Origin of the sequence: Xanthomonas melonis (assembly GCF_020783655.1) — a bacterium.
Classification (GTDB): Bacteria; Pseudomonadota; Gammaproteobacteria; order Xanthomonadales; family Xanthomonadaceae; genus Xanthomonas; species Xanthomonas melonis.
The window spans coordinates 174,833-195,026 of the sequence record NZ_JAJGQH010000004.1 but is presented as its reverse complement, the minus strand read 5'-3'; the positions used below and the strand labels follow the sequence as shown (position 1 = coordinate 195,026).

Genomic DNA, 20,194 nt, shown 5'->3' with positions numbered 1-20,194 from the left:
GGCCGATTGCCGCATCACTTCGCCGCCGTGCGCAGGCTGTAGCCGGCAACGCGCCAGGTCTTGTCCTCGTCCAGACGGAACGACACCAGTTCGCGCACCGGCTGCTGCGCATTGGCGAACCGGGTCGGAAAACTCACGTTGACGTACAGCCCTTCGGGCACCTGCGCGCCAGGGCCATACTTCACCCGCGTCACCGAGCTCTGCCCGCGACCGACCAGCGCACCCAGGCGCGCACGCTCACCGGCAAGCTGAGACACGAAGGCGTCGCGCTTGACCGCACTCTTGGCCACGCGGGAGGCACCGTCCCAGACGGTGGCAGCCTTGTTGGTATCGACCATCTGTGCCACGCGCAAGGCGGCCTGGGTCATTTCGATGTCCTGCTTGGCCACCTGTGCCTGCTGCGCGGGGTTCAGCGCCGCGGCCGCCGGCTTTTGCGCAGCGGGTGCCGGTTGCGCCACAGCAGCGGCCGCGCGGTTGGAAGGCTGCGGTTGTTGCGCGAACACCAGCGCCGGGGCGAACAACAGGGCAACAAGCAAACGGGGACGACGCATGGACGGGCACCTTTGTGCTGGATCGGATGGAAGGGTCAAGAGCCGCACACCGTGCGGCCGTCGGCGCAGTCTATGCCGCGACCCGTGCAAAACAAGCCGCCAATGCGATTGGCCAGCAATCGCCGACACACCAGGGAGATCGCCGATCGCGGTCGAATCGATGGCATGTCCGGGAGGCGAGGTATTTGCTGTTGCATGGCGTAGAGCTCGCGCTGGAAAGGTCCAGGTCGACGACATGCCACGCATGGTCGGCAGCGCTGTGGAGAACCCCACCGAACCTGCGTGGGCGTGGGGTAGATGCGGAATGACGCGCAACGGCCGCGCCCACCTGGCGACTGTGCAGCCGTCAGGAAAGACCTCTACACCTCACCACCGGATGCCGGCGGCACCGGCGTCACGCCACGCGGCCGCCATAGCCGCCAGCTCACCCAGAACGCTCGCGCAATGGCCGCAATCAGCGCTGCCAGGCTCAACCACGTCGCCAGCGTGGCCGGCCACTGCTCACGCATCGCCTCGGCCGCCAGGCGCAGCAATTCGGCCACGCCAAAGCCGATCAGCACCAGCAATGCCGACGGCAGGTACGCCAGTAACACGCCTTTGGTCTTGCCTCGCATACTGCCCCCTGACCGGTTGTGGTGCGGCGACCATAGGCAGCGCTCAGTGCGATGTGCGTGAAAGCCGCAACGGCCTCAACCGTCGGCAGGCGCAGGTATCGGGGGATCCGCCTGCGCTGCGTCGCGGGCCGCCTCGGAAGGCGGCTCGGTCGCCGGCATTGGCGGCTGCGCGGCGTCGCTCGGCGCATCGCCCTGCGCATCCGGCGCTGGCGTGGCCGGCAGCGCCGCAGCATCGGTTTCGGCCAGCGGGCTTTCCTCCGGACAGGCCGTATCCGGAAAGCCGAAGCGCTGTTTCAAGGCCAGCCCACAGGTATTGACCGCATCCAGATCCGCGCCCTCGCCCTTGCACTTCTGGTCGAACGCCACCAGAAACGCGTCCTTGCGGCGCACGAACGCCTCGCCACACTTGCGCATCTGGCGGATGCGCTCCAGGTCGTCCTGCACCGCGTTGGTTCCGTCCAGGCCGTATTCGCGCAGCTCTTCCATGGTGAGCAGGCGCAGGCTGCGATTGGGCACCGTCATCATCAGGTCGGCCACCGCCACTGCCACGCCGTTGCGTTCCAGGTATTCCTTGACGTTGCCGTAGACCTCGCGCAGTTCGCGATTGAGCTCGGCCCGCGAGGTCGCCTTCGAGCTGATCCGCATCATCCGGTGAATGCCGACCTTGCCGGCCACTAGCCGGTTGTCTCCGGCCGCCAGCACGAACACGCAGGCGCTGTGGCAGACCGAGCCTTCGCGTACCCAGATGGTCCAGTTGGATTCGCCGATGGTATCGCCGGCCCGGATCGCCGCCTCCACCTGGCCGCCGCTGGAATCCAGATCCAGGATGCGATGCGGCAGCTTCCACTGCTCGGCCACCGAGGCCAGCCGCCATACCAGCGCGGCGAAACCCGCGTTGATCTTGCCTGTATAGCGCACCCGTACCAGGCCGGTCTCGCGGCACGGCGCCAGCGCGGCCTCCACGCTGGCACGGTCCAGTGCCGGCAACAGCGTGCCGTCGCCGGCCTCCTTGCCGTAATCGGTGGCGCAACTGATCCAGGCCTGGCCCGCTTCCAGTTCCGCCTGCGGCCAGCCTGCGGTGCCAGCCTGCGCACGCGGGCGCGGCGGCGGTATCGGGTCGGGCGTATCCACCGACACCATATGGTCGCCATCGCCCACCTGCGCTGCACCAGCCGGCGGCGCCCCGACGGCATCGGCGGAGGTACCGCTGCGATCACAGGCAACCAGCGAGCACACACAGACGAGTGACAGAAATAGCGGTTTGAACATGGGCAAGCATCGGAGCGCGACGAAGATCACCTTCAGTCTATGGCTGAAGCGGTCGAGGATTTGACCGCGCCATGAACACAGCCCGCTCGAGCAACCCTGTCCGAAAACGGCCAGCCGGCACCAGGACGAGGGCATAGACTGGCGCCATGCAGACCCTCATGCCCGATCGGACCCAATGCGACCGCGCCCGCCTGGCGCGCGATGCACGCTTCGACGGGCTGTTCTTCACCGCCGTGCGCAGTACCGGCATCTATTGCCGCCCGGTGTGCCCGGCGCCAGCGCCCAAACCGGCCAACGTGAGTTATTACCCCACCGCCGCGGCAGCCAGCGCGGCCGGCTACCGGCCGTGCCTGCGCTGCAGGCCGGAACTGTCTCCGCAGGCGCAGCAGCATCTTGGCGAAGAGAGCGTGCAGCGTGCGCTGGCGATGATTGCCGAAGGCGTGCTGCAGGAGCAGCCGGTACAGGCCCTGGCCGATGCCGTCGGGGTCAGCGCGCGGCAACTGCAACGGCAGTTCGTGCAGCAGCTCGGCGCCACGCCGATCCAGGTGTACGGCACCCGCCGGCTGCTACTGGCCAAGCAGTTGCTCACCGAAACCGCCCTGCCGGTGACCGAGGTCGCCCTGGCGGCCGGCTTCAACAGCCTGCGCCGGTTCAATGCGGCATTCCTGGAGGGCTGCGGGATGCCGCCATCGGCATTGCGCAAGCAGCGCGCCGAGGTGCCGGGCGGCGAGCTGACGCTGCGTCTGGGCTATCGGCCGCCACTGGATTGGCCAGCCATGCTGGCCTTCCTGCGGCGCCGGGCGATCCCGGGCATCGAGCAGATCGATACCGCCAGCTACCGCCGCGTGATCGGCACGCCAGGCAACGCCACCGTGATCGAGGTCGCGCCGGCACCGCAGCGCGCCGAACTGCTACTGCGCATCGGTGCCACCGATCCGCGCCGGATTCCGCAGATCGTGCGCCGCGTGCGCCGGCTGTTCGACCTGGACGCGGATCTGCAGGCCGTGCACGCCACGCTGGCGCCCGAGCCGCTGCTGGCCGAAGCGATCGAACGGCGACCCGGCCTGCGCGTACCCGGCGGCTGGGATGGCTTCGAGATCGCGGTGCGCGCGGTGCTCGGCCAGCAGATCAGCGTCGCCGGTGCCGCGACGCTGGCGGCGCGGCTGGTCGAACGCCATGGCGGGCGACACGCCGACATGCCGCCGGGGCTGGATCGCAGTTTTCCCACGCCGGAACAACTCGTTCATGCGCCGCTGGAACAGCTCGGGTTACCGGGCGCACGTGCCGCCACGTTGCGTGCGCTGGCCTCGGCCTGCGCGCAAGGCCGGCTGCAGTTCGGCGCCGGACAGCGCCTGTCGGACTTCGTGTCCGCCTGTACCGCCCTGCCGGGCATCGGGCCGTGGACTGCGCACTACATCGCCATGCGTGCGCTCTCGCATCCGGATGCGTTTCCGGCCGGCGACCTGATCCTGCAGCAGGTACTCGGCGCACCGCTGCGGCTGAGCGAACGCGCCACCGAGGCGCGCTCGCAGGCCTGGCGGCCATGGCGCGCCTACGCCGTGCTGCACCTGTGGCATCTCGCCACCGACCTGAAGGAGTCGCGCCCATGAGCACCGTGCATTACGACACCTTCCCATCCCCGATCGGGGCACTCAGCGTTGCCGCCGACCAGACCGGCGTGCGCCATATCCTGTTCGCGCAGAACCGCTACGACGCGGCCGGACGCGCATGCTGGGTGCACGATCCGGACGCGGCGCTGGTGCGCGAGGCACGCGAGCAGTTGCTCGAATATCTGCATGGCGGGCGACGCCAGTTCGACCTGCCGCTGGCGCCTGCCGGCACGCCGTTCCAACTGCAGGTCTGGCACACGCTGGCGCAGATTCCGTTCGGCCGGACCTGGAGCTATGCGCAGCTGGCGCAGGCGGTGGGCCGGCCGGCGGCCAGTCGCGCGGTGGGCGCGGCCAACGGCCGCAATCCGCTGCCGATCGTGCTGCCCTGCCACCGCGTGATCGGCGCCAATGGCGCCTTGACCGGCTTCGGCGGCGGCTTGCCGACCAAGCAGGCCCTGTTGCAGCTGGAAGGCTGGTCGCCACGGCAGCTCGCCCGCGCCGGCGATCTGTTCGCCCAGCCGCCCGCCCCGCCGCGCTGACTTCGCGACGTCATCGCTGCGCCGTACACTCGCCGGCATGATCGAACGACGTCTTGTGTTTGCCGCAGCCGCCACAGCCCTGCTCGCGGCCTGTACCAGCCAGCCCCCGCAGCGCAGCGCAGCAGTGCAGCCAGGCACGGCCCCGGCACCGATGGCACCGCCGCCGGATGGCGCGCCGCACACCTTGCTGCTGATCTCCATCGATGGCCTGCGCGCGGACATGCTCGATCGCGGCATCACACCCACGCTGTCTCTGCTCGCCCACCAAGGCGTGCGTGCGCGCTGGATGACACCGTCGTATCCCTCGTTGACGTTTCCCAACCACTACACCCTGATCACCGGCCTGCGCCCGGACCATCACGGCATCGTGCACAACAGCATGCGCGATCCGGCGCTGGGCACTTTCTGGCTGAGCAAGCCGGAAGCGGTGGGCGATGCGCGCTGGTGGGGCGGCCAGCCACTGTGGGTGGGCGCAGAACGCGCCGGCCTGCATACGGCCACTTGGTCATGGCCGGGCAGCGAAGCCGCGATCCAGGGGGTACGTCCGACGCATTGGCGCCATTACGAAGAAGGCGTGAGCATGCAGGCGCGCGTGGACGCGGTGCGGGCCTGGCTCAAGGCCGCCGGCAGCGCCCGCAACCGGCTGGTCACGCTGTATTTCGAACACGTGGACGAAGCCGGCCACGACCATGGCCCGGAGTCGCGCGAGTATGCCGACAGCGTACGCGCAGTGGATGCCGCCATCGGCACCTTGCTGGACGGCATGCAACGCGACGGCACCCGCGCACGCACCAACATCTTCGTGGTCTCCGACCACGGCATGGCCGAAGTGCCCCCTGGCCACGCGATCGGCGTGGAACGCATGGCGCCGCCCGCCCTGGCAACGGCAGTCACCGACGGCCAGGTCATCGGCTTCGAACCACGGCCCGGACAACAGGCCGCCGCCGAGGCGCGCCTGCTCGGCGCACATGCGCAATACGACTGCTGGCGCAAGGCGGAGCTGCCGGCGCGCTGGCATTACGGCAGCCATCCACGCATCCCTCCGATCGTGTGCCAGATGCACGAAGGCTGGGATGCCCTGTTCCCGGAAAAACTGGCCAAGCGCCCAGCGCAAGGCATGCGCGGTTCGCACGGCTTCGATCCGGCACTGCCGTCGATGCGCGCGGTGTTCCTGGCGCAAGGCCCGGATCTGGCGCAGGGCAAGATCCTGCCGGGCTTCGACAATGTCGACGTCTACCCATTGATGACGCGCCTGCTGGGCATCGACGCCGCGCCCAACGATGGCGATGCGGCGGTGTTGCTGCCCGCCTTGCGTGTGCAACCGGCCACTGACGGAAAGTAGCTGCGTGCAGGCGTGCAGGCGTGCAGGCGTGCCGGTGATGTCGGAACCCGTGGCATCTGGCGCGACCGCGCGATCGCGCCAGATGCCGTGCTGGGTGGCAGATGCGCCTGCAGCAACGCCGAAGGCGCACGGCCTGCCCCGCGCCCTGGCCTTGAAGTGCCGCGTGCAGGCGTGCCGCTCCACCCAGCCTGCGCGGCCGATACCGCCGATCGTCCAGGAATGTGGGTCGCTGCAGACCGGGTGATGGCCAGGCAATGCGACAATGCCGCGATGTCCGGTTCCGATTCCTCGCCGCGTCGCCTGCGGCCGATGTTGTCCAGCGCAGGCTGGCGCCGCCGCGCCGCGCTGTGGGGCGGTGCGATCGCCGTGGCGCTGGTGGCGATCGTGTTCGCCAAGGCCAGCGATGCGGCCTTCCATCTGTTCCAACGCATCGTCGCGCACTCGATCTGGTGGGCCTTGTTGCTGACCCCGGGCATCTTCGCCCTGCTCGCCTGGCTGACCTCCGGCGCATTACGCCCCACCCGCGGCAGTGGCATTCCGCAGGTCATTGCCGCGCTGGAGCACCCGGACCCGGCGTTTCGCGCCACCAATCTGTCGCTGCGCGTGTCGGTCGGCAAGCTCGTACTGACCACCCTGTCGCTGCTGGGCGGCGCATCGGTCGGCCGCGAGGGCCCCACCGTGCATGTCGGCGCCAGCCTGATGCATGTGTTCGGGCGCTGGTTCGGCTTTCACGATCCGCGCGAACTCTCGCACTTCCTGCTGGCCGGCGGTGCGGCCGGCATTGCGGCGGCCTTCAACACGCCGCTGGCCGGGGTGGTATTCGCGATCGAGGAATTGAGCGGCCGCTTCGAACACCGCTTCTCCGGCACCCTGCTCACCGCCGTCATCGTCGGCGGCGTGGTGTCGCTGGGGCTGCTGGGTAGCTATACCTACTTCGGTAAGGTGACGGTGGAGCTGCCGCTCGGCAGTGCCTGGCTGGCGATCGCCCTGTGCGGAAGCGTGGCCGGCCTGCTCGGCGGAATCTTCGCGCGGCTGGTGCTGGCCAGCGTCGGCGGCAGGCCGCGCTGGCTGGGCGCGTTGCGCCAGCGCCATCCGGTGCTGCTGGCCGCCGCGTGCGGGCTGGCGCTGGTCGGATTGGCGCTGGTGTTCGGGCAAGGCGCCTTCGGCACCGGCTACGAACAGGCGCGCAGCCTGGTACAGGGGCATGCGCAGGTCGGCCATGAGTTCGGCCTGATGAAGCTTTTCGCCAACCTGGTGTCGTACCTGGCAGGCATCCCGGGCGGCCTGTTCTCGCCGGCCCTGGCGGTGGGAGCCGGGATCGGCCACAACCTGTCGGCGCTGATGCCGGGCGTGGACCCGCGCACCTTCGTGTTGCTGGGAATGTGCGCCTATCTGACCGGGGTGACCCAGGCGCCGCTGACCTCGGCAGTGATTTCGCTGGAGCTCACCGACACCGGGCAGATGCTGCTGCCGATCCTGGCCACGGTGCTGATCGCCCGCGCGGTGTCCGGTCTGGTCTGCAAGACCCCGATCTACCGCGGGCTGGCCGAACAACTACTGGCGCCATCCGCCGCCCCGCCAGCCCATGACCAGCGATGAACCGAGCCTCACATCGGTCGAACGACTCCCGGCACGCCTTCTGCCGCACCAGCGACGGGCGGGCGCAGGAACGACGGGCATAAAAAAACGCGGCGCAGGCGCCGCGTTCTTCAAGTCGCACAGTGGGCTGGAATCAGCTCGCCTTGGCAACGGTCTTCTTGGCGACAGCCTTCTTGGCCGGCGCCTTGACCACGCCCTTCTTGGCAACCGGGGCGGCGGCACCCACGACGACCTTGCTCACCGCGTGCGAACGCGAATTGCCGTAGCTGGAATTGTAGCGCTTGCCCTTGGCGGTCTTGCGGTCACCCTTACCCATTTCGTCGACTCCTGAATGTGAAAACAAAGTCCCCGTGCTGAAGCACGGGTCTGGCGAGGTTGCGCCAGCGGCGCCCTCGCGCAAGGCCGGCAAGCCTATCACGTCGGCCCGCGGGCGCGCAGCCCGCTCGACAACCCCGACACCCACACCAGCGGCAGGCTGTGGCTCAGTGCGCGCAGCGCGCGTCGTGCACGTGGGAATGGCTGTGGTTCAAGCGCAGGTTGACCAGATGGGCAATACCCACCAGCGCGCCACCCAGGGTCATGACCACCGCATGCGGCACCACCGAATGATGCAGGGGCTCGTACAGCAGGCCCAGCCACAACAGCCCCAGGCCAGGCAGCAGCAGGGCCAGCGCGTGCAGGGCGCGATGGCGACGATAGCCCAACACCAGGCTGAACAACCCGAGCAGGGTCACGAACACTACGATGGTCCGTTCGACCCCGTCTCCCAGCCAGAACGACAAGCCCAGCGAAGGCGCCAGCGCCAGTACCAGCGGCAGCACCGCGCAATGCACCGCGCACAGCAACGAGCCGGTGGCACCGAAGCGATCGAGCAAATGGCGAAGTGTTGGCAAGGACATGACTTCCAGCAGGGGATCGCGGCGACCTGGAATAATATAACATCTTCCTCGTTCCAGACCCGCACCGGTGCATCGCGCCCGTGTGGTGTGTGCCGTCGGCGCCGCAGGCTTGTTGCGCCATCCCATTGATACACAGTAACAATTTATCGAGTCCGGTTCGCCATGTCCCCCAGCCTTGCTTCCCCGCTCCGCCGTTCAACCCTCACGCTGGCCCTGGCCAGCGTGCTGATTCCCGCCCTGGCCATGGCCGAGGACAGCCCGGTGCCTGCCGATCCGCAGACGCCGCCCGGCTCCGACAACCGCCACGACGCCTCGCCTTCCAGCGGGCGCCACATCAAGGATCTGGACAAGGTGGTGGTCACCGCCAGCCCGCTGCGCGACGCGGCCGGCGACTTGAGCCGCCCGGTCGAAGTGCTGGCCGGCGCGCGTCTGGACGAGGTGCGCACCTCCAGCCTGGGCGAAACCGTGTCCAGCCTGCCGGGCGTGCAAAGCTCGAACTTCGGGCCAGGCGTCGGCCGGCCGATCATCCGCGGCCTGGACGGTCCGCGCGTGGCGGTGCTGCGCGACGGCCTGTCCACCCAGGACGTGTCCACCGTGAGCCAGGATCATTCCCCGGCCATCGAACCGTTCCTGGCCAACCAGATCGAAGTGCTGAAGGGCCCATCGACGTTGCTGTACGGCTCCGGCGCGATCGGCGGCGTGGTCAACGTGGTCGACGGTCGCATCGCCGAGACGCCGGTGGACGGCTTCAATGGCCGTGCCGAAGTGCGCTTCGACGGCGGCGACAAGGACGGCAACACCGACATGTTCCGCGTCGATGCCGGCAACGGCAGCGGGCTGTCGATCCATGCTGACGGCGTGTACCGCAACCAGAACGATTACGACACCCCGCGCGGGCGCCAGCTCAACAGCTGGATCGACAGCAAGGTGGGCTCGGTCGGCGCGTCGCTGGCCGGCGACTGGGGCTTCGTCGGTGTGTCGGCATCGCGTTTCCGCGACAACTACGGCAATCCGGGTGAGCCGGGCGACCCGTCGATCGGCGAGCGCGGCGTGTCGCTGAAACTGCAACAGGACCGCTACGACCTCAAGGGCGGGCTGACCGACCCGTGGGGCGACGGCAGCGCGCTGCGCTACAGCTTCGGTCACACCGACTATGCGCATACCGAATTCGAAGGTACCGAAGTCGGCACCGTGTTCTCCAAGCGCGCCAACGAAGGCCGCGTGGAAGCGTCGTTCACCTTCGGCGGCGGCTGGCAAACCGCATTCGGCCTGCAAGGCAGCGATACCACCTTCCAGGCGATCGGCGAGGAATCCTTCGTCCCCAAGACCGATACCCGCTCGCTGGGCGCCTTCGCCGTGGCGCGCAATAGCTGGGAGCGCGTCACCGCGGAGGTGGGCGCACGCGTGGACAAGGTCAAGTACCAGACCGACATCGGCGTGGAACGCGACTTCACCCCCACCAGCTTCTCGGCCAGCGGCGGTTTCCGCTTCAACGAGCAATGGCGCCTGACCGCCAACCTGGACCACGCCGAGCGCGCGCCGGCCGAGGAAGAGCTGTTCGCCAATGGCCCGCATATCGCCACCCTCGCCTTCGAGATCGGCGATGCCAACCTGAAGACCGAAAAGGCCAACCAGGCCGAGCTGGGTTTGAACTTCCAGAACGACTGGGTGGATGCCAAGGTGGCCGCTTACTACAACCGCTACAACGATTTCGTCTACATCGTCGATACCGGCGGGCAGTGGTTCCACGAAGAAGACAACGACTTCCTGCCGATCCGTCAGTGGACCCAGGCCGATGCGATCTTCCACGGGTTCGAAGGCGAAGCCACCTTCCACCTGGCCAACAACGACACCGGCGCCTGGGATCTGCGCATGTTCGGCGACACCGTGCAGGCGCGGCTGAAGGACGGCGGCAACCTGCCGCGCATCGCTCCGGGCCGGTTCGGTGCGCAGTTGCGCTGGGATGCCGAACAGTGGCGGGCCGCGGTCGGCGCTACCCGCACGATGAAGCAGGACAAGGTGGCGGCGAACGAAACGCCGACCGACGGTTACACCTTCGTCGATGCACACCTGGCCTACCACGTGGACCATGGCAGCAATGCCTGGGAAGTGTTCCTGGACGGCAACAACCTCACCAACCAGGACGCCCGCGTGCACACCTCCTTCCTCAAGGACGACGTGATGCTTCCTGGCCGCAGCGCCTCGTTCGGCGTGCGGATGTTCTTCTGACGGCGGACTCTCTCCCCCGCCGACTGGAAGCTGAGGCCGCCTTCGGGCGGCCTTTTGTTTGTGGCCGATGGAGGCGGCGACGCTCGCGCCATGCGGCCGCGACTGACCGCGTATTGGCGCACGTGTCGCGATGTTTCACTGCCCGCATGCCCGTACGGGAAACGGCTTGGACATGCGCTCGCCGCCGGCACAGCTGTTGCGCCGCACAACGTTGCGCTGCGCTTCTGCGGTAAAAGATGGATGCACTGCGCTGACAGGGGGCGCATGCGCGCGCAGTTACTGCGTGCACATGCGCGTGCACTGTCTGCCGCTGCCTGCATCGACCGCACGCGCCACGGCAGTCCTTTCGCGATGAGACAAGGAGCTTGCGCATGCGTTCTTCCGTAACCCGCTACACCCTCTCGCTCGCCGTTGCCGCCGCGCTGCTGGCACCGGATGGCCGCGCCCAGACCGTCACGCCAGCCTCCGGCGATCAGGACGCCACCACGCTGGATGCGGTCATCGTCAGCGGCACGGCGCGTTTCAAGGGCCTGGCCAAGCGCGATGCCAGTTTTTCGATCACCACGGCCAGCCCGGAGCAGATCCAGCAGGCGGTCCCGCAAAGCACTGCCGACCTACTGAAGATCGTGCCTGGGGTGTGGGCCGAGCCGAGCGGAGGCGGCACCGGTGCCAATATCTTCGTGCGCGGCATGCCCTCCGAAGGCGATGCGCCGTTCGTCACCATGCAACTGGACGGTTCACCGCTGTTTCCGCCGCCCACGCTGTCGTTTCTGGAGAACTCCACCCTGTTCCGGGTGGACGACACGGTCGAGCGCATGGAAGTGCTGCGTGGCGGCTCCAGCCCGATCTTCTCCAATGGCCAGCCCGGGCTGACGGTCAACTTCATCCAGAAAAAAGGCCAGGACCAGCCGGAGGGCAGCGTGCGCCTGACTGGCGGCAACAACGCATTGCGTCGTATCGATGTGTTCAACAGCGGCCCGATGGGCAACGGTTGGTATTACAGCGTGGGCGGCTTCTTCCGCGAGACCGACGGCGTACGCGATCCACAGTTCTCGGCCGACAAGGGCGGCCAGTTCAGCGCCACCTTGAGCAAGCGCTGGGACAGCGGCGAGCTGTCGTTCTACGCACGCCATACCGACGACAACAACGCGTTCTACACCGCCATCCCGCTGCTGTCGCGCAACAACGGCAACGATCTGTCCAGTTTCCCCGGGCTCGACGCGCAGACCGGCACCCTGCTCGGCCGCGATTTCCGTCACGTGGATCTGCTGGTCGGTCCGAACGGCCAGACCCTGCAGCGCGATCTGGCAGACGGACGCGGTGTGAACATCGATGTGTTCGGCGGTGAGTTGAATTGGGAAACCGGCGGCTGGACCGTTGCAGACCGCTTCAACGTGATGAGCGGCAGCGCGCCGACCCATGCACTGTTCACCGGCGATGCGCCGCTGCGGTTGAGCGACTTCATCGCCGGCTATGGCAGCGCCGGAACCGCGCGCTACACCAACGGCGGCGGCGTAGTGGATCCCGATCAGCAGGTACTGGAAGCCGGCTGGTGGTCGGTGGACAAGCGCCTGAATTCCTTCACCAACGATCTGCGCCTGAGTCGCGAACTGTTTGCCGGCAACACGCTGACCGTTGGCGCGTACTACGCCAGGTATTCCTCGGCAGATACCTGGTACCTGGGCAATACCATGCTACTCACCGCGCAGAACAACGCCCGCCGCATCGACGTGGACCTGGCCGATGGCCGCCAGGCCACCCGCCAGGGTTTTACCAGCACCGCCTTCTTCAACCTGCGCGCCGACTACGACGGCGAGAACCTGGCGGCCTTCGTTGCCGACGAATGGGAACTCAATGCGCGCCTGCGCCTGGATCTGGGCGCACGCTACGAGCGCCAGAGCGTCACTGGCGATGTGCACGATACCAGCACGGTGGATCTGGACGGCAACCCGGCCACACTCTACGACAACGCCACCTCGCTGGCATTGGCGACTACCCGTCGTATCGATCAGGACGATGAAGCGTTCTCGTGGACGGCAGGTCTGAATTTCAAACTCGACGACAGCAACAGCCTGTTCGCGCGGGTCAACTCCGGGGTGAAGTTTCCCGGCTTCGACAATCTGCGCGACGGACAGAATCGCGTACAGGAAGTGGACCAGTACGAGCTGGGCCTGAAATCCGGTGCCAGCAGCTACGACCTGTATCTCACCGCGTTCTACAACACCTTCAAGAACTCGCCGTTCCAGGCCTTCCTGTCCAATGGCGAAAACTTCACCGCCGTCGGCGACTCGCGCGCCCGCGGCCTGGAAGTGGAAGGCGCCGTTCGCCCGTTCGGTGGCTTCGAACTGGCCGGCACTGGCGTGTGGCTGGATGCGACGTACCGCAACTACCGCGAGTTCACCGGCAACCAGGTGATGCGCCAGCCCAAACGCCAGTTCCGCATCACGCCCAGCTATTACTGGATGCTGCCGTTCGGCGATCTCAAGGTGTTTGCCACCTATTCCTATATCGGCGATCGCTTTGCCGACCTCGCCAACAACCAGCGCCTGCCCTCCTACGACATGCTGGATATCGGCGCCAACCTGCATGTGGGCGAGCATTGGGAGGTGATCGCCAGCGGCAGCAACGTGACCGACACCCTGGGGTTGACCGAGGGCAACGTGCGGGTGCCCGGAGCCGCGACCGGCGGGGTGTTCATGGGCCGGCCGATCGCCGGGCGGCAATACCAGATGTCGGTGGCCTATCGCTGGTAACGGCTGGAAACCAAGGCGTACGCATGGCGGCCAGGCGCCGCTGCGCCACCGCCGCAACATAGCGCCGGCCCCGATCGCGATGACGACGCGTTACCGGCCCGCCTGTGACTGCTCCTACACCACTGCGCCCATGCGGTAATGCAGGCGGCAACGGAACTCGGGCGCCCATATGCGAAGCGTTTCGACGCTTGGCGATCGTTTCTACGAATCGAAGGTGATCGAATCATCGCGTACAGCCGCCTGGATTCCACCGTAAAGCGCAGTTGTCGATGTCATTCGGCATGCCCGGGTACAAAGCGGGTGAGCGGTCACACGCGAGTCACATTTCACCTGCCTTGCATCTACCGCATTGGCCTTTTCTAATCGATTCGCTGTCGGCGCTGCCGCGCTGCCAGCATCGGTCGCGCGCAGGCGCACAGGGGGCCGATCGATAACCCACCGCATCCGCACATCGTCTCGGGCAGATGCGCCTGTTGGCTCTCAGGGAGAAACGGACATGACTCCTGATATTGCTGCTTCGCACCCTTTGCCGCCTGACGCGGCGTTCCACCCTGCACGACATCGGCGACAGCGCGCCTTGCGCTCTCCCAATCCCTGATAACAGGAACTGCGGCGACCCCGCACCCAGTCGATACGCGTGTTGGTCCCGGCACAGGACGATCAGCTAGCGCCTGTCCGATGGACCGAACCACTGACCGATCCGGCGATCGGCCAGACGACTGCGCGTGTCGTTCACCCATGCTCATTTCGATAGGAATCGAACGGATGAATCTCTTTCGCAAGCGACACCTCACGCTGTTGATCGGCATCGCGCTGATCGGCACGCCGGCGGTCCACACGCTGGCCGCGCAACCGGCCATCACCGCAAACGGCGGCGCAAGCGATCCACTGCTGCGCTACCAATGGCATCTCTCCAACCAGGGGCAGGCGGTCATCGGCGACACCAGGCCTGTGCCCGGCATCGACATGGACGTGGACATCCTGCACGGTTTGGGCATCCGCGGCCGCGGCGTGCGCGTCGGCATCGTGGACGATGGCCTGGAGCTGCGCCACGAGGATCTGGCCGCCAACATCCTGCCGAACGGCTCGTACAACTTCGGCGACCGCTCGCACGACACCACGCCCAGTGATCCCGGCAACGGTCACGGCACTGCGGTGGCAGGCATCGTTGGCGCGGTGGGCTGGAACGGACGCGGCGGACGCGGCGTGGCACCCGAGGCCCTGCTGGCAGGCTTCGACTTCCTTGCGCGCAGTTCGTCCAACACTTACGCAGCGATCCGCTACGCGTGGGGTGACGGCCCGGAAGCGCGCAATATCGAGGTCTTCAACAATAGTTGGGGCAGCAGGCCATTTTACTATCCCGACTTCCCGGTGGAGGAGCAGCGCTCCTGGGAAGCGCTGATGCGCTCCACCCGGGGCGGCCTGGGTGGCATCTACGTCAAGGCGGCGGGTAACAGCTTCCAGGACGCCTGGGGGTTCGACGCCAACGGGAACGAGGTCGAAATGTGCAGCGAGGCCGCGCGCTCGGCGAAGGTCGGCTGCGTACTGGCCAACGTCGACCCTCTTGCCAATCTTCCAGGCACGGTGGTCGTCGCCAGCGTCAATGCCAAGGGCGTGCGCGCGTCGTACTCCTCGTCGGGATCCGCCGTGTGGATCTCCGGTCTGGGCGGCGAGTCCGGGTACCAGCGCAGGTTCTTTGCCAATCCGCCGGCATCGCCTCCTTCTCTCTACGATCCTGCCATCGTCACCACGGACCTGAGCGGCTGCAGCGCAGGTTACAACCCCGCATTTGGCATAGTGAACGCACTGGCTGGCAGCGGTTCCCGGATCGACCCGTCGTGCAACTACGACGGCACCATGACCGGTACCTCGGCCTCCGCACCCACCGTCTCGGGGGTGGCCGCCTTGATGCTGAGCGCGAATTCCCGGCTGACCGCGCGCGACGTGAAGTACATCCTGGCCAAGACCGCGCGCCCGGTCGACCCGTGGCAGCCCGCCGCGACCTACCGGGGAAGCGTGATCGACCCGGGCTGGATCACCAACGCGGCCGGCCATCGCTTCAGCAACTGGTATGGCTTCGGCCTGGCCGATGGCGCCGCGGCGGTGTACGAGGCGGCCCACTTCGAGCCGCTTCCGCCGCAGCGCGATACGCAGTGGCTGGCATCCACCGCGGCAGCAAGCCCGATCGGCGGGCCTGCGCGGCCGGCGCGGCAACGGCTTCGGATCACGCAGGCGATGCGGGTCGAAGGCGTACAGCTTTCTCTCGCCACCTCGCACCGCAACCCGACCAGTCTGCGCGTGGTCCTGATCTCGCCGAGCGGCACACGCAGCTACGTGGTCACGCCGTTCTCGGTGCTGGATCCGGAGACTTACGCAAGGACCGGGTTCTACATCGACCTGACCTCCAGCAACGCGTTCCTGGACGAAAGAGCGCAAGGTGTCTGGACCCTGGAGGTCACCGACATGAGCGCGCCGCAGACCACCGCGACGCTGCAGAACTTCAAACTCCGCATCCTGGGGCACTGATATGAAATCCACTTTCATCGCCGTACTGCTCACCGTCTGCACCGTCGCTTCCGGCAGCGCCCAGGCACAGTCCATGGACGCCAACGCGCTGGCCGCGGCCGCCACCGGCGAGCGCTTCCAGTCCGGCAAGGACATGTTCCGCATGCTGCCGGGCACCGTCATCGATCAGCGTCGGCCCGCAACAGCGGCACCGCAAGCGAACCTGGCCAGGACCAATGGCGCGATGGCCTCGCCTGCCGGCAAGGTGGCTGCACGCATCGGCCCTTACGCGATCGTGTTGAGCGACTCGCCTGCGAGCATGCCGGGCCCCAGGGCGTCGGCCAACCGGGCATCGGGCGCAGAACGGACGATCGCGGCGGCGGTCAACGAACGCACCGGGCGCGCCGTCCTGGTTCGACCGCAGGTCAAACTGACCGGCACCACGCCGGCCACCGCGAACGCGTTGGCCAGCAGCACCAACGGCAGTATCACGTACGCCTCCACGATCGACGGAAGCGCGGTGATCAGCTACCCCAGCATCGAGCGAGCGCAGGGCGCGCTGGCGACGCTACAGCGCAGCAGCGGCATCGCCAGGGCGTGGCTGGTGGTGCAGCAATCGGTCATGGAACCGAACTGAGCGTAGCTGTCGGAACGACTGCGCTGCCAGGCAGGCACGGGCGTCGCCCGGGGTTCCCGAACCGAGCGTCCGTGGGCGCCCGGGAATCCTGGGCGCGTTTCCCGCGGCCGCTTTCTTGAGCTGCCTGTCCAGCACGTGCCTGTCGGCCGTCGGCCTACCACGCTTGCGGCCGACCGCGTCGTTCGAGCATGGATCGGAGCGCGTAGCGCTTGGCTGGTCATCATCGCCATCGGGGCATCGACCGTCCCCGGCGGCCTCGACCCGACCATGTGTTGGTCCATCAAAACCTGCATGGGCGCTGGATCAGCGCCCTCCACTCCGCAGTCGCTTGTGCAGACCCCGGCGTTGCGTCTCGCTCAGCAGAGGCCCGTGCGTCTGCAGGATACCCAGGATCTGCCGGTACGCCTGCTCGGTGCGCAGGGCGAGTTCTGCCGCGGCGGCCGCCTCGAGCTTCTTCCACTCGGCTGGGCTGGTCGGCATTGGAAACGTGGACGGCTTTGCGGGCATGGAACGACGCGGGCACGAGACGGGCGATCATGATATCGATTATGCGTGAGTGCCCGATCAGCGCCGGAGACGCCCTGCTGGCGGCCTGCGGCGACATCGCCGATCGGGTCTGGCCTTGGCGGCCGCGTGACCTGCACTCTTGTAGCATCGATGGCAACGCGGCCAGGCCGCCCTGTGCATCGATGAGTTCTACATGTCTTCGCTGACCGAATTGAGCGCCCTGCTGCTGCGCCACGCACCGGCCGATGGCCTGCATGCCACGGGCATTCCCGGGCTGCAGATCATGCGCAGCTCCGTGCGCACGCTATCGATCCCGACCGTGTACACCCCGATGCTGTGCCTGGTGGCACAAGGCCGCAAGCAGGCAATGCTGGGAGCACAGGCCTATCACTACCATCCACAGATGTACCTGGTGGCCTCGGTGGACCTGCCCATCGTCGGGTCGGTGACCGAGGCCAGTGCTGCGCTGCCATACCTGTGCTTTTGCCTGGACCTGGATACTGCCGTCCTCAGCGAGCTGGCGATCAACCATCCCGAACTCGCCGAGCCGGGACGCACCACCGCGACTGCGGGGTTGCTGCTCAACCGCAGCACGCCGCCGTTGCAGGATGCCGCGGTGCGGCTGGCGCGACTGCTCGATCAACCGCAGGAAATCGCCGCGCTGGCACCGCTGGTGACGCGCGAACTGCTGTATCGGTTGATGGCCGATCCCGCCAATGCGGTGGTGCGCCAGATGGCGATCGCCGACAGCCGGCTCAACCAGATCTCCAGGGCCATCGTCTGGTTGCGCGAACACTACACCGAGCGCTTCAGCATCGAGCAGATCGCCGACCTGTCGGCGATGAGCCGTTCCACCTTCCACGCGCACTTCAAGACGGTGACCTCGATGACGCCGCTGGAGTACCGCTCGCACCTGCGCGTGCACGAAGCGCGCCGGCTGATGGTCGCCGACGCGCTGACTGCCGCCGATGCGGGCTTTCGGGTGGGCTACGAAAGCGCCTCGCAGTTCAGCCGCGACTACGCGCGCATCCTGGGCGAGCCACCGGCGCGCGATGCGCAGCGGCTGCGTGCAAGTACACCCGATGCGGCGGTAATGGCCTGAGCGCCGCGCTTGCGCTCCGTGACGCCCGGTAGCGGAACGCAGACGCCAGACAGTCGAGCAGCCGCCCGAACCGGACCGGCTAGGCCTCGGCCACCGCGCACTTGGCGCACAGGCCGTGCACTTCCAGCGTCTGCGCCTGCGGCTGGAACCCCAAAGCCTTGGCGCGGGCCTCCAGCTGCGACACCACGTCGCGGTCTTCCAGTTCCACCGCGCTATGGCAGCGGTCGCAGATCAAAAACGGGACCGAGTGCTGGGCGCTGTTGGGGTGGTGGCAGGCGACGAAGGCGTTGACCGATTCGAGCTTGTGCACGAAGCCGTTGGCCATCAGGAAATCCAGCGCACGGTATACCGTGGGCGGCGCATCGGCACCCACGCCCTTGCCTTCACGCACCCAGTCCAGCAGTTCGTAGGCCTTGACCGGCTTGCCGGCATCGGCGATCAGGCGCAGCACGTTGGCGCGGATCGGCGTCAGCCGCAGGCCGCGCTCGCCACAGGCGCGTTCCACCGCGCGCACGAAGCTGTTGGCGTCGTGGACATGATGGTGAGGCTCGGTACAGGCATGCTTCTGCGAAGGGGTGTGCTTGGTCATACGGGCTCCGGCGTCAGGCCGCTCCGATCTTGATGAGTGCGGCGTCGATGCGTTTCAAGGCGCCCTCGCGCCCGGCCAGGTACACCGTCTGCGAGATATCCGGGCTGACCTGCGTGCCGGTGATGGCCACGCGCAGCGGCTGAGCCACCTTGCCCATCCCCAGTTCCAGCGCGGCAGCGGCATCGTGCAGCGCCGCCGAGACGCTCTCCACGCTCCAGTCGCCCAGCGCCGCCAGCAGCTCGCGCACCTTGCCCAACGGCACTTCGGCACCGAGTTTCAAGTGCTTGATCACCGCCGCTTCGTCGTACACCTCCAACGGCCGGTACCAGACCACGGCCTTGTCGGCCATCTCCTTCAAGGTCTGCACGCGCTCGCGCAGCGCCACCACCACGTCCGCTGCAGCCGGGCCATCGGCTACGTCGATGCCGAGATTGCCCAGCTGGTACTCCAGCTGCGGCGCGATGCTGGCCGGGTCGTCGGTCTTCAGATAGTGCTGGTTGACCCAGCCAAGTTTGGCCATGTCCAGCCGTGCGGCCTTGGAGTTGACGTCGGTGATGTCGAACAGGTCGAGCAATTCCTGGCGGCTGAACAGCTCCTGGTCGCCATGCGACCAGCCCAGACGGGCCAGGTAGTTGATCAACGCATGCGGCAGGTAGCCGGCGTCCTTGTACTGCATCACGTCGGCCGCACCGGTGCGCTTGGACAGTTTGGCGCCCTGCTCGTCCAGGATCATGGGCATGTGCCCGAAGCGCGGCACCGGCGCCCCCAGCGCTGCATAGATATTGATCTGGCGCGGCGTGTTGTTGATGTGGTCGTCGCCGCGGATGACCTCGGTGATGCCCATGTCCCAATCGTCCACCACCACCGCGAAGTTGTAGGTGGGGTAGCCGTCCGGGCGAAAGATCACCATGTCGTCGAGCTCGCTGTTGGCGATCTCGATGCGGCCCTTGATCAGGTCGTCGAACACCACGCTGCCGTCGACGGGATTCTTGAAACGGATGACACGATTGGGGTCGTCGCGGTACGCCAGCTGCTGCTCGCGCGCAGCCCCGTTGTAGCGCGGCTTTTCCTGCCTGGCCATGGCCGCCTCGCGCATGGCGTCCAGCTCCTCGCGGGTTTCGTAGGCGTAATACGCCTTGCCCTGCGCCAGCAGCTGCTCGGCCACCTCCTGGTAGCGGGCGATGCGCTGGGTCTGGTAGATCGGGCCTTCGTCGTAGTCCAGCCCCAGCCAGTCCATCGCTTCCAGGATGGCGTCGATGGCCGCCTGGGTGCTGCGTTCGCGGTCGGTGTCTTCGATACGCAGCACGAACTGCCCGCCGCGACGACGTGCCTCAAGCCAGCAATACAGGGCGGTGCGGGCGCCGCCGATATGCAGGTAACCGGTCGGGCTGGGGGCGAAGCGGGTGCGGCAGGTCATGGAGCGCTCGGCGAAACGGGGGTGGGCCGATT

General features: G+C 67.3%; 17 protein-coding genes. 9 read left to right on the top strand and 8 right to left on the bottom strand.

Annotated features, from left to right (window positions below; genetic code table 11):
- Nucleotides 1-14: 14 nt before the first annotated feature.
- The 3 genes from LL964_RS05825 to LL964_RS05815 all read right to left on the bottom strand — a co-directional run bounded on the left by LL964_RS05825 (nucleotide 15) and on the right by LL964_RS05815 (nucleotide 2,434).
- The gene (locus LL964_RS05825; protein ID WP_104587353.1) at nucleotides 15-551 is read right to left on the bottom strand and encodes a DUF4019 domain-containing protein; all 537 of its coding nucleotides are present in this window, start codon (nucleotides 549-551) and stop codon (nucleotides 15-17) included.
- Nucleotides 552-910: 359 nt separating this feature from the next.
- Complete coding sequence (locus LL964_RS05820; protein WP_104587352.1) at nucleotides 911-1,165, bottom strand: hypothetical protein; 255 nt, start codon at nucleotides 1,163-1,165, stop codon at nucleotides 911-913.
- 75 nt (nucleotides 1,166-1,240) lie between these two features.
- Nucleotides 1,241-2,434 (bottom strand): COG3904 family protein, encoded by a 1,194-nt coding sequence (locus tag LL964_RS05815; protein WP_104587351.1) that lies wholly within the window; start codon nucleotides 2,432-2,434, stop codon nucleotides 1,241-1,243.
- Between the two features lie 146 nt (nucleotides 2,435-2,580).
- Between LL964_RS05815 and LL964_RS05810 the strand changes: the two genes are divergently transcribed.
- From LL964_RS05810 to LL964_RS05795, 4 genes are all read left to right on the top strand, one after another.
- Nucleotides 2,581-4,044: a DNA-3-methyladenine glycosylase 2 gene (locus LL964_RS05810; protein ID WP_104587350.1), complete on the top strand. Its 1,464-nt coding sequence runs from the start codon at nucleotides 2,581-2,583 to the stop codon at nucleotides 4,042-4,044.
- Entirely contained in the window at nucleotides 4,041-4,583 is a 543-nt protein-coding gene (locus LL964_RS05805; protein ID WP_104587349.1) for a methylated-DNA--[protein]-cysteine S-methyltransferase, read from the top strand. The genes LL964_RS05810 and LL964_RS05805 overlap by 4 nt, the downstream gene beginning before the upstream one ends.
- A 37-nt stretch (nucleotides 4,584-4,620) precedes the next feature.
- Nucleotides 4,621-5,925, top strand: coding sequence for an alkaline phosphatase family protein (locus LL964_RS05800; protein WP_104587348.1), 1,305 nt, complete (start codon nucleotides 4,621-4,623; stop codon nucleotides 5,923-5,925).
- Between the two features lie 219 nt (nucleotides 5,926-6,144).
- The gene (locus LL964_RS05795) at nucleotides 6,145-7,524 is read left to right on the top strand and encodes a chloride channel protein (protein ID WP_146092365.1); all 1,380 of its coding nucleotides are present in this window, start codon (nucleotides 6,145-6,147) and stop codon (nucleotides 7,522-7,524) included.
- Between the two features lie 133 nt (nucleotides 7,525-7,657).
- Here LL964_RS05795 and LL964_RS05790 read toward each other — a convergent pair whose 3' ends face one another.
- Together LL964_RS05790 and LL964_RS05785 are read right to left on the bottom strand one after the other, a co-directional pair.
- Nucleotides 7,658-7,840 carry a 30S ribosomal protein THX gene (locus LL964_RS05790; RefSeq protein ID WP_104587346.1) on the bottom strand — a complete coding sequence of 61 codons (183 nt, stop codon included), beginning with the start codon at nucleotides 7,838-7,840 and terminating at the stop codon, nucleotides 7,658-7,660.
- A gap of 166 nt (nucleotides 7,841-8,006) precedes the next feature.
- Complete coding sequence (locus LL964_RS05785) at nucleotides 8,007-8,423, bottom strand: MerC domain-containing protein (RefSeq protein WP_104587345.1); 417 nt, start codon at nucleotides 8,421-8,423, stop codon at nucleotides 8,007-8,009.
- Between the two features lie 162 nt (nucleotides 8,424-8,585).
- Between LL964_RS05785 and LL964_RS05780 the strand changes: the two genes are divergently transcribed.
- The 4 genes from LL964_RS05780 (at nucleotide 8,586) to LL964_RS05765 (ending at nucleotide 16,547) form a co-directional block, all read left to right on the top strand.
- Nucleotides 8,586-10,652, top strand: a complete 2,067-nt coding sequence (locus tag LL964_RS05780) for a TonB-dependent receptor (RefSeq protein WP_104587344.1) — start codon at nucleotides 8,586-8,588, stop codon at nucleotides 10,650-10,652.
- Between the two features lie 371 nt (nucleotides 10,653-11,023).
- Nucleotides 11,024-13,405 (top strand): TonB-dependent receptor, encoded by a 2,382-nt coding sequence (locus tag LL964_RS05775; protein ID WP_104587343.1) that lies wholly within the window; start codon nucleotides 11,024-11,026, stop codon nucleotides 13,403-13,405.
- Between the two features lie 765 nt (nucleotides 13,406-14,170).
- Nucleotides 14,171-15,931: a S8 family peptidase gene (locus LL964_RS05770; RefSeq protein WP_104587342.1), complete on the top strand. Its 1,761-nt coding sequence runs from the start codon at nucleotides 14,171-14,173 to the stop codon at nucleotides 15,929-15,931.
- Between the two features lies 1 nt (nucleotide 15,932).
- Nucleotides 15,933-16,547 carry a hypothetical protein gene (locus LL964_RS05765; RefSeq protein ID WP_104587341.1) on the top strand — a complete coding sequence of 205 codons (615 nt, stop codon included), beginning with the start codon at nucleotides 15,933-15,935 and terminating at the stop codon, nucleotides 16,545-16,547.
- A gap of 303 nt (nucleotides 16,548-16,850) precedes the next feature.
- Here the strand turns inward: LL964_RS05765 and LL964_RS05760 are convergent, their stop codons facing one another.
- A complete protein-coding gene (locus LL964_RS05760) occupies nucleotides 16,851-17,054 on the bottom strand; it encodes a hypothetical protein (RefSeq protein WP_104587340.1) in 204 nt (67 codons plus the stop codon).
- A 193-nt stretch (nucleotides 17,055-17,247) separates the two neighbouring features.
- Between LL964_RS05760 and LL964_RS05755 the strand changes: the two genes are divergently transcribed.
- Nucleotides 17,248-18,156, top strand: coding sequence for an AraC family transcriptional regulator (locus tag LL964_RS05755; RefSeq protein ID WP_104587339.1), 909 nt, complete (start codon nucleotides 17,248-17,250; stop codon nucleotides 18,154-18,156).
- 79 nt (nucleotides 18,157-18,235) lie between these two features.
- Here the strand turns inward: LL964_RS05755 and LL964_RS05750 are convergent, their stop codons facing one another.
- Entirely contained in the window at nucleotides 18,236-18,745 is a 510-nt protein-coding gene (locus tag LL964_RS05750) for a transcriptional repressor (protein WP_104587338.1), read from the bottom strand.
- A gap of 13 nt (nucleotides 18,746-18,758) precedes the next feature.
- Nucleotides 18,759-20,162, bottom strand: a complete 1,404-nt coding sequence (gene gltX / locus LL964_RS05745) for a glutamate--tRNA ligase (RefSeq protein ID WP_104587337.1) — start codon at nucleotides 20,160-20,162, stop codon at nucleotides 18,759-18,761.
- Between the last annotated feature and the right edge of the window lie 32 nt (nucleotides 20,163-20,194).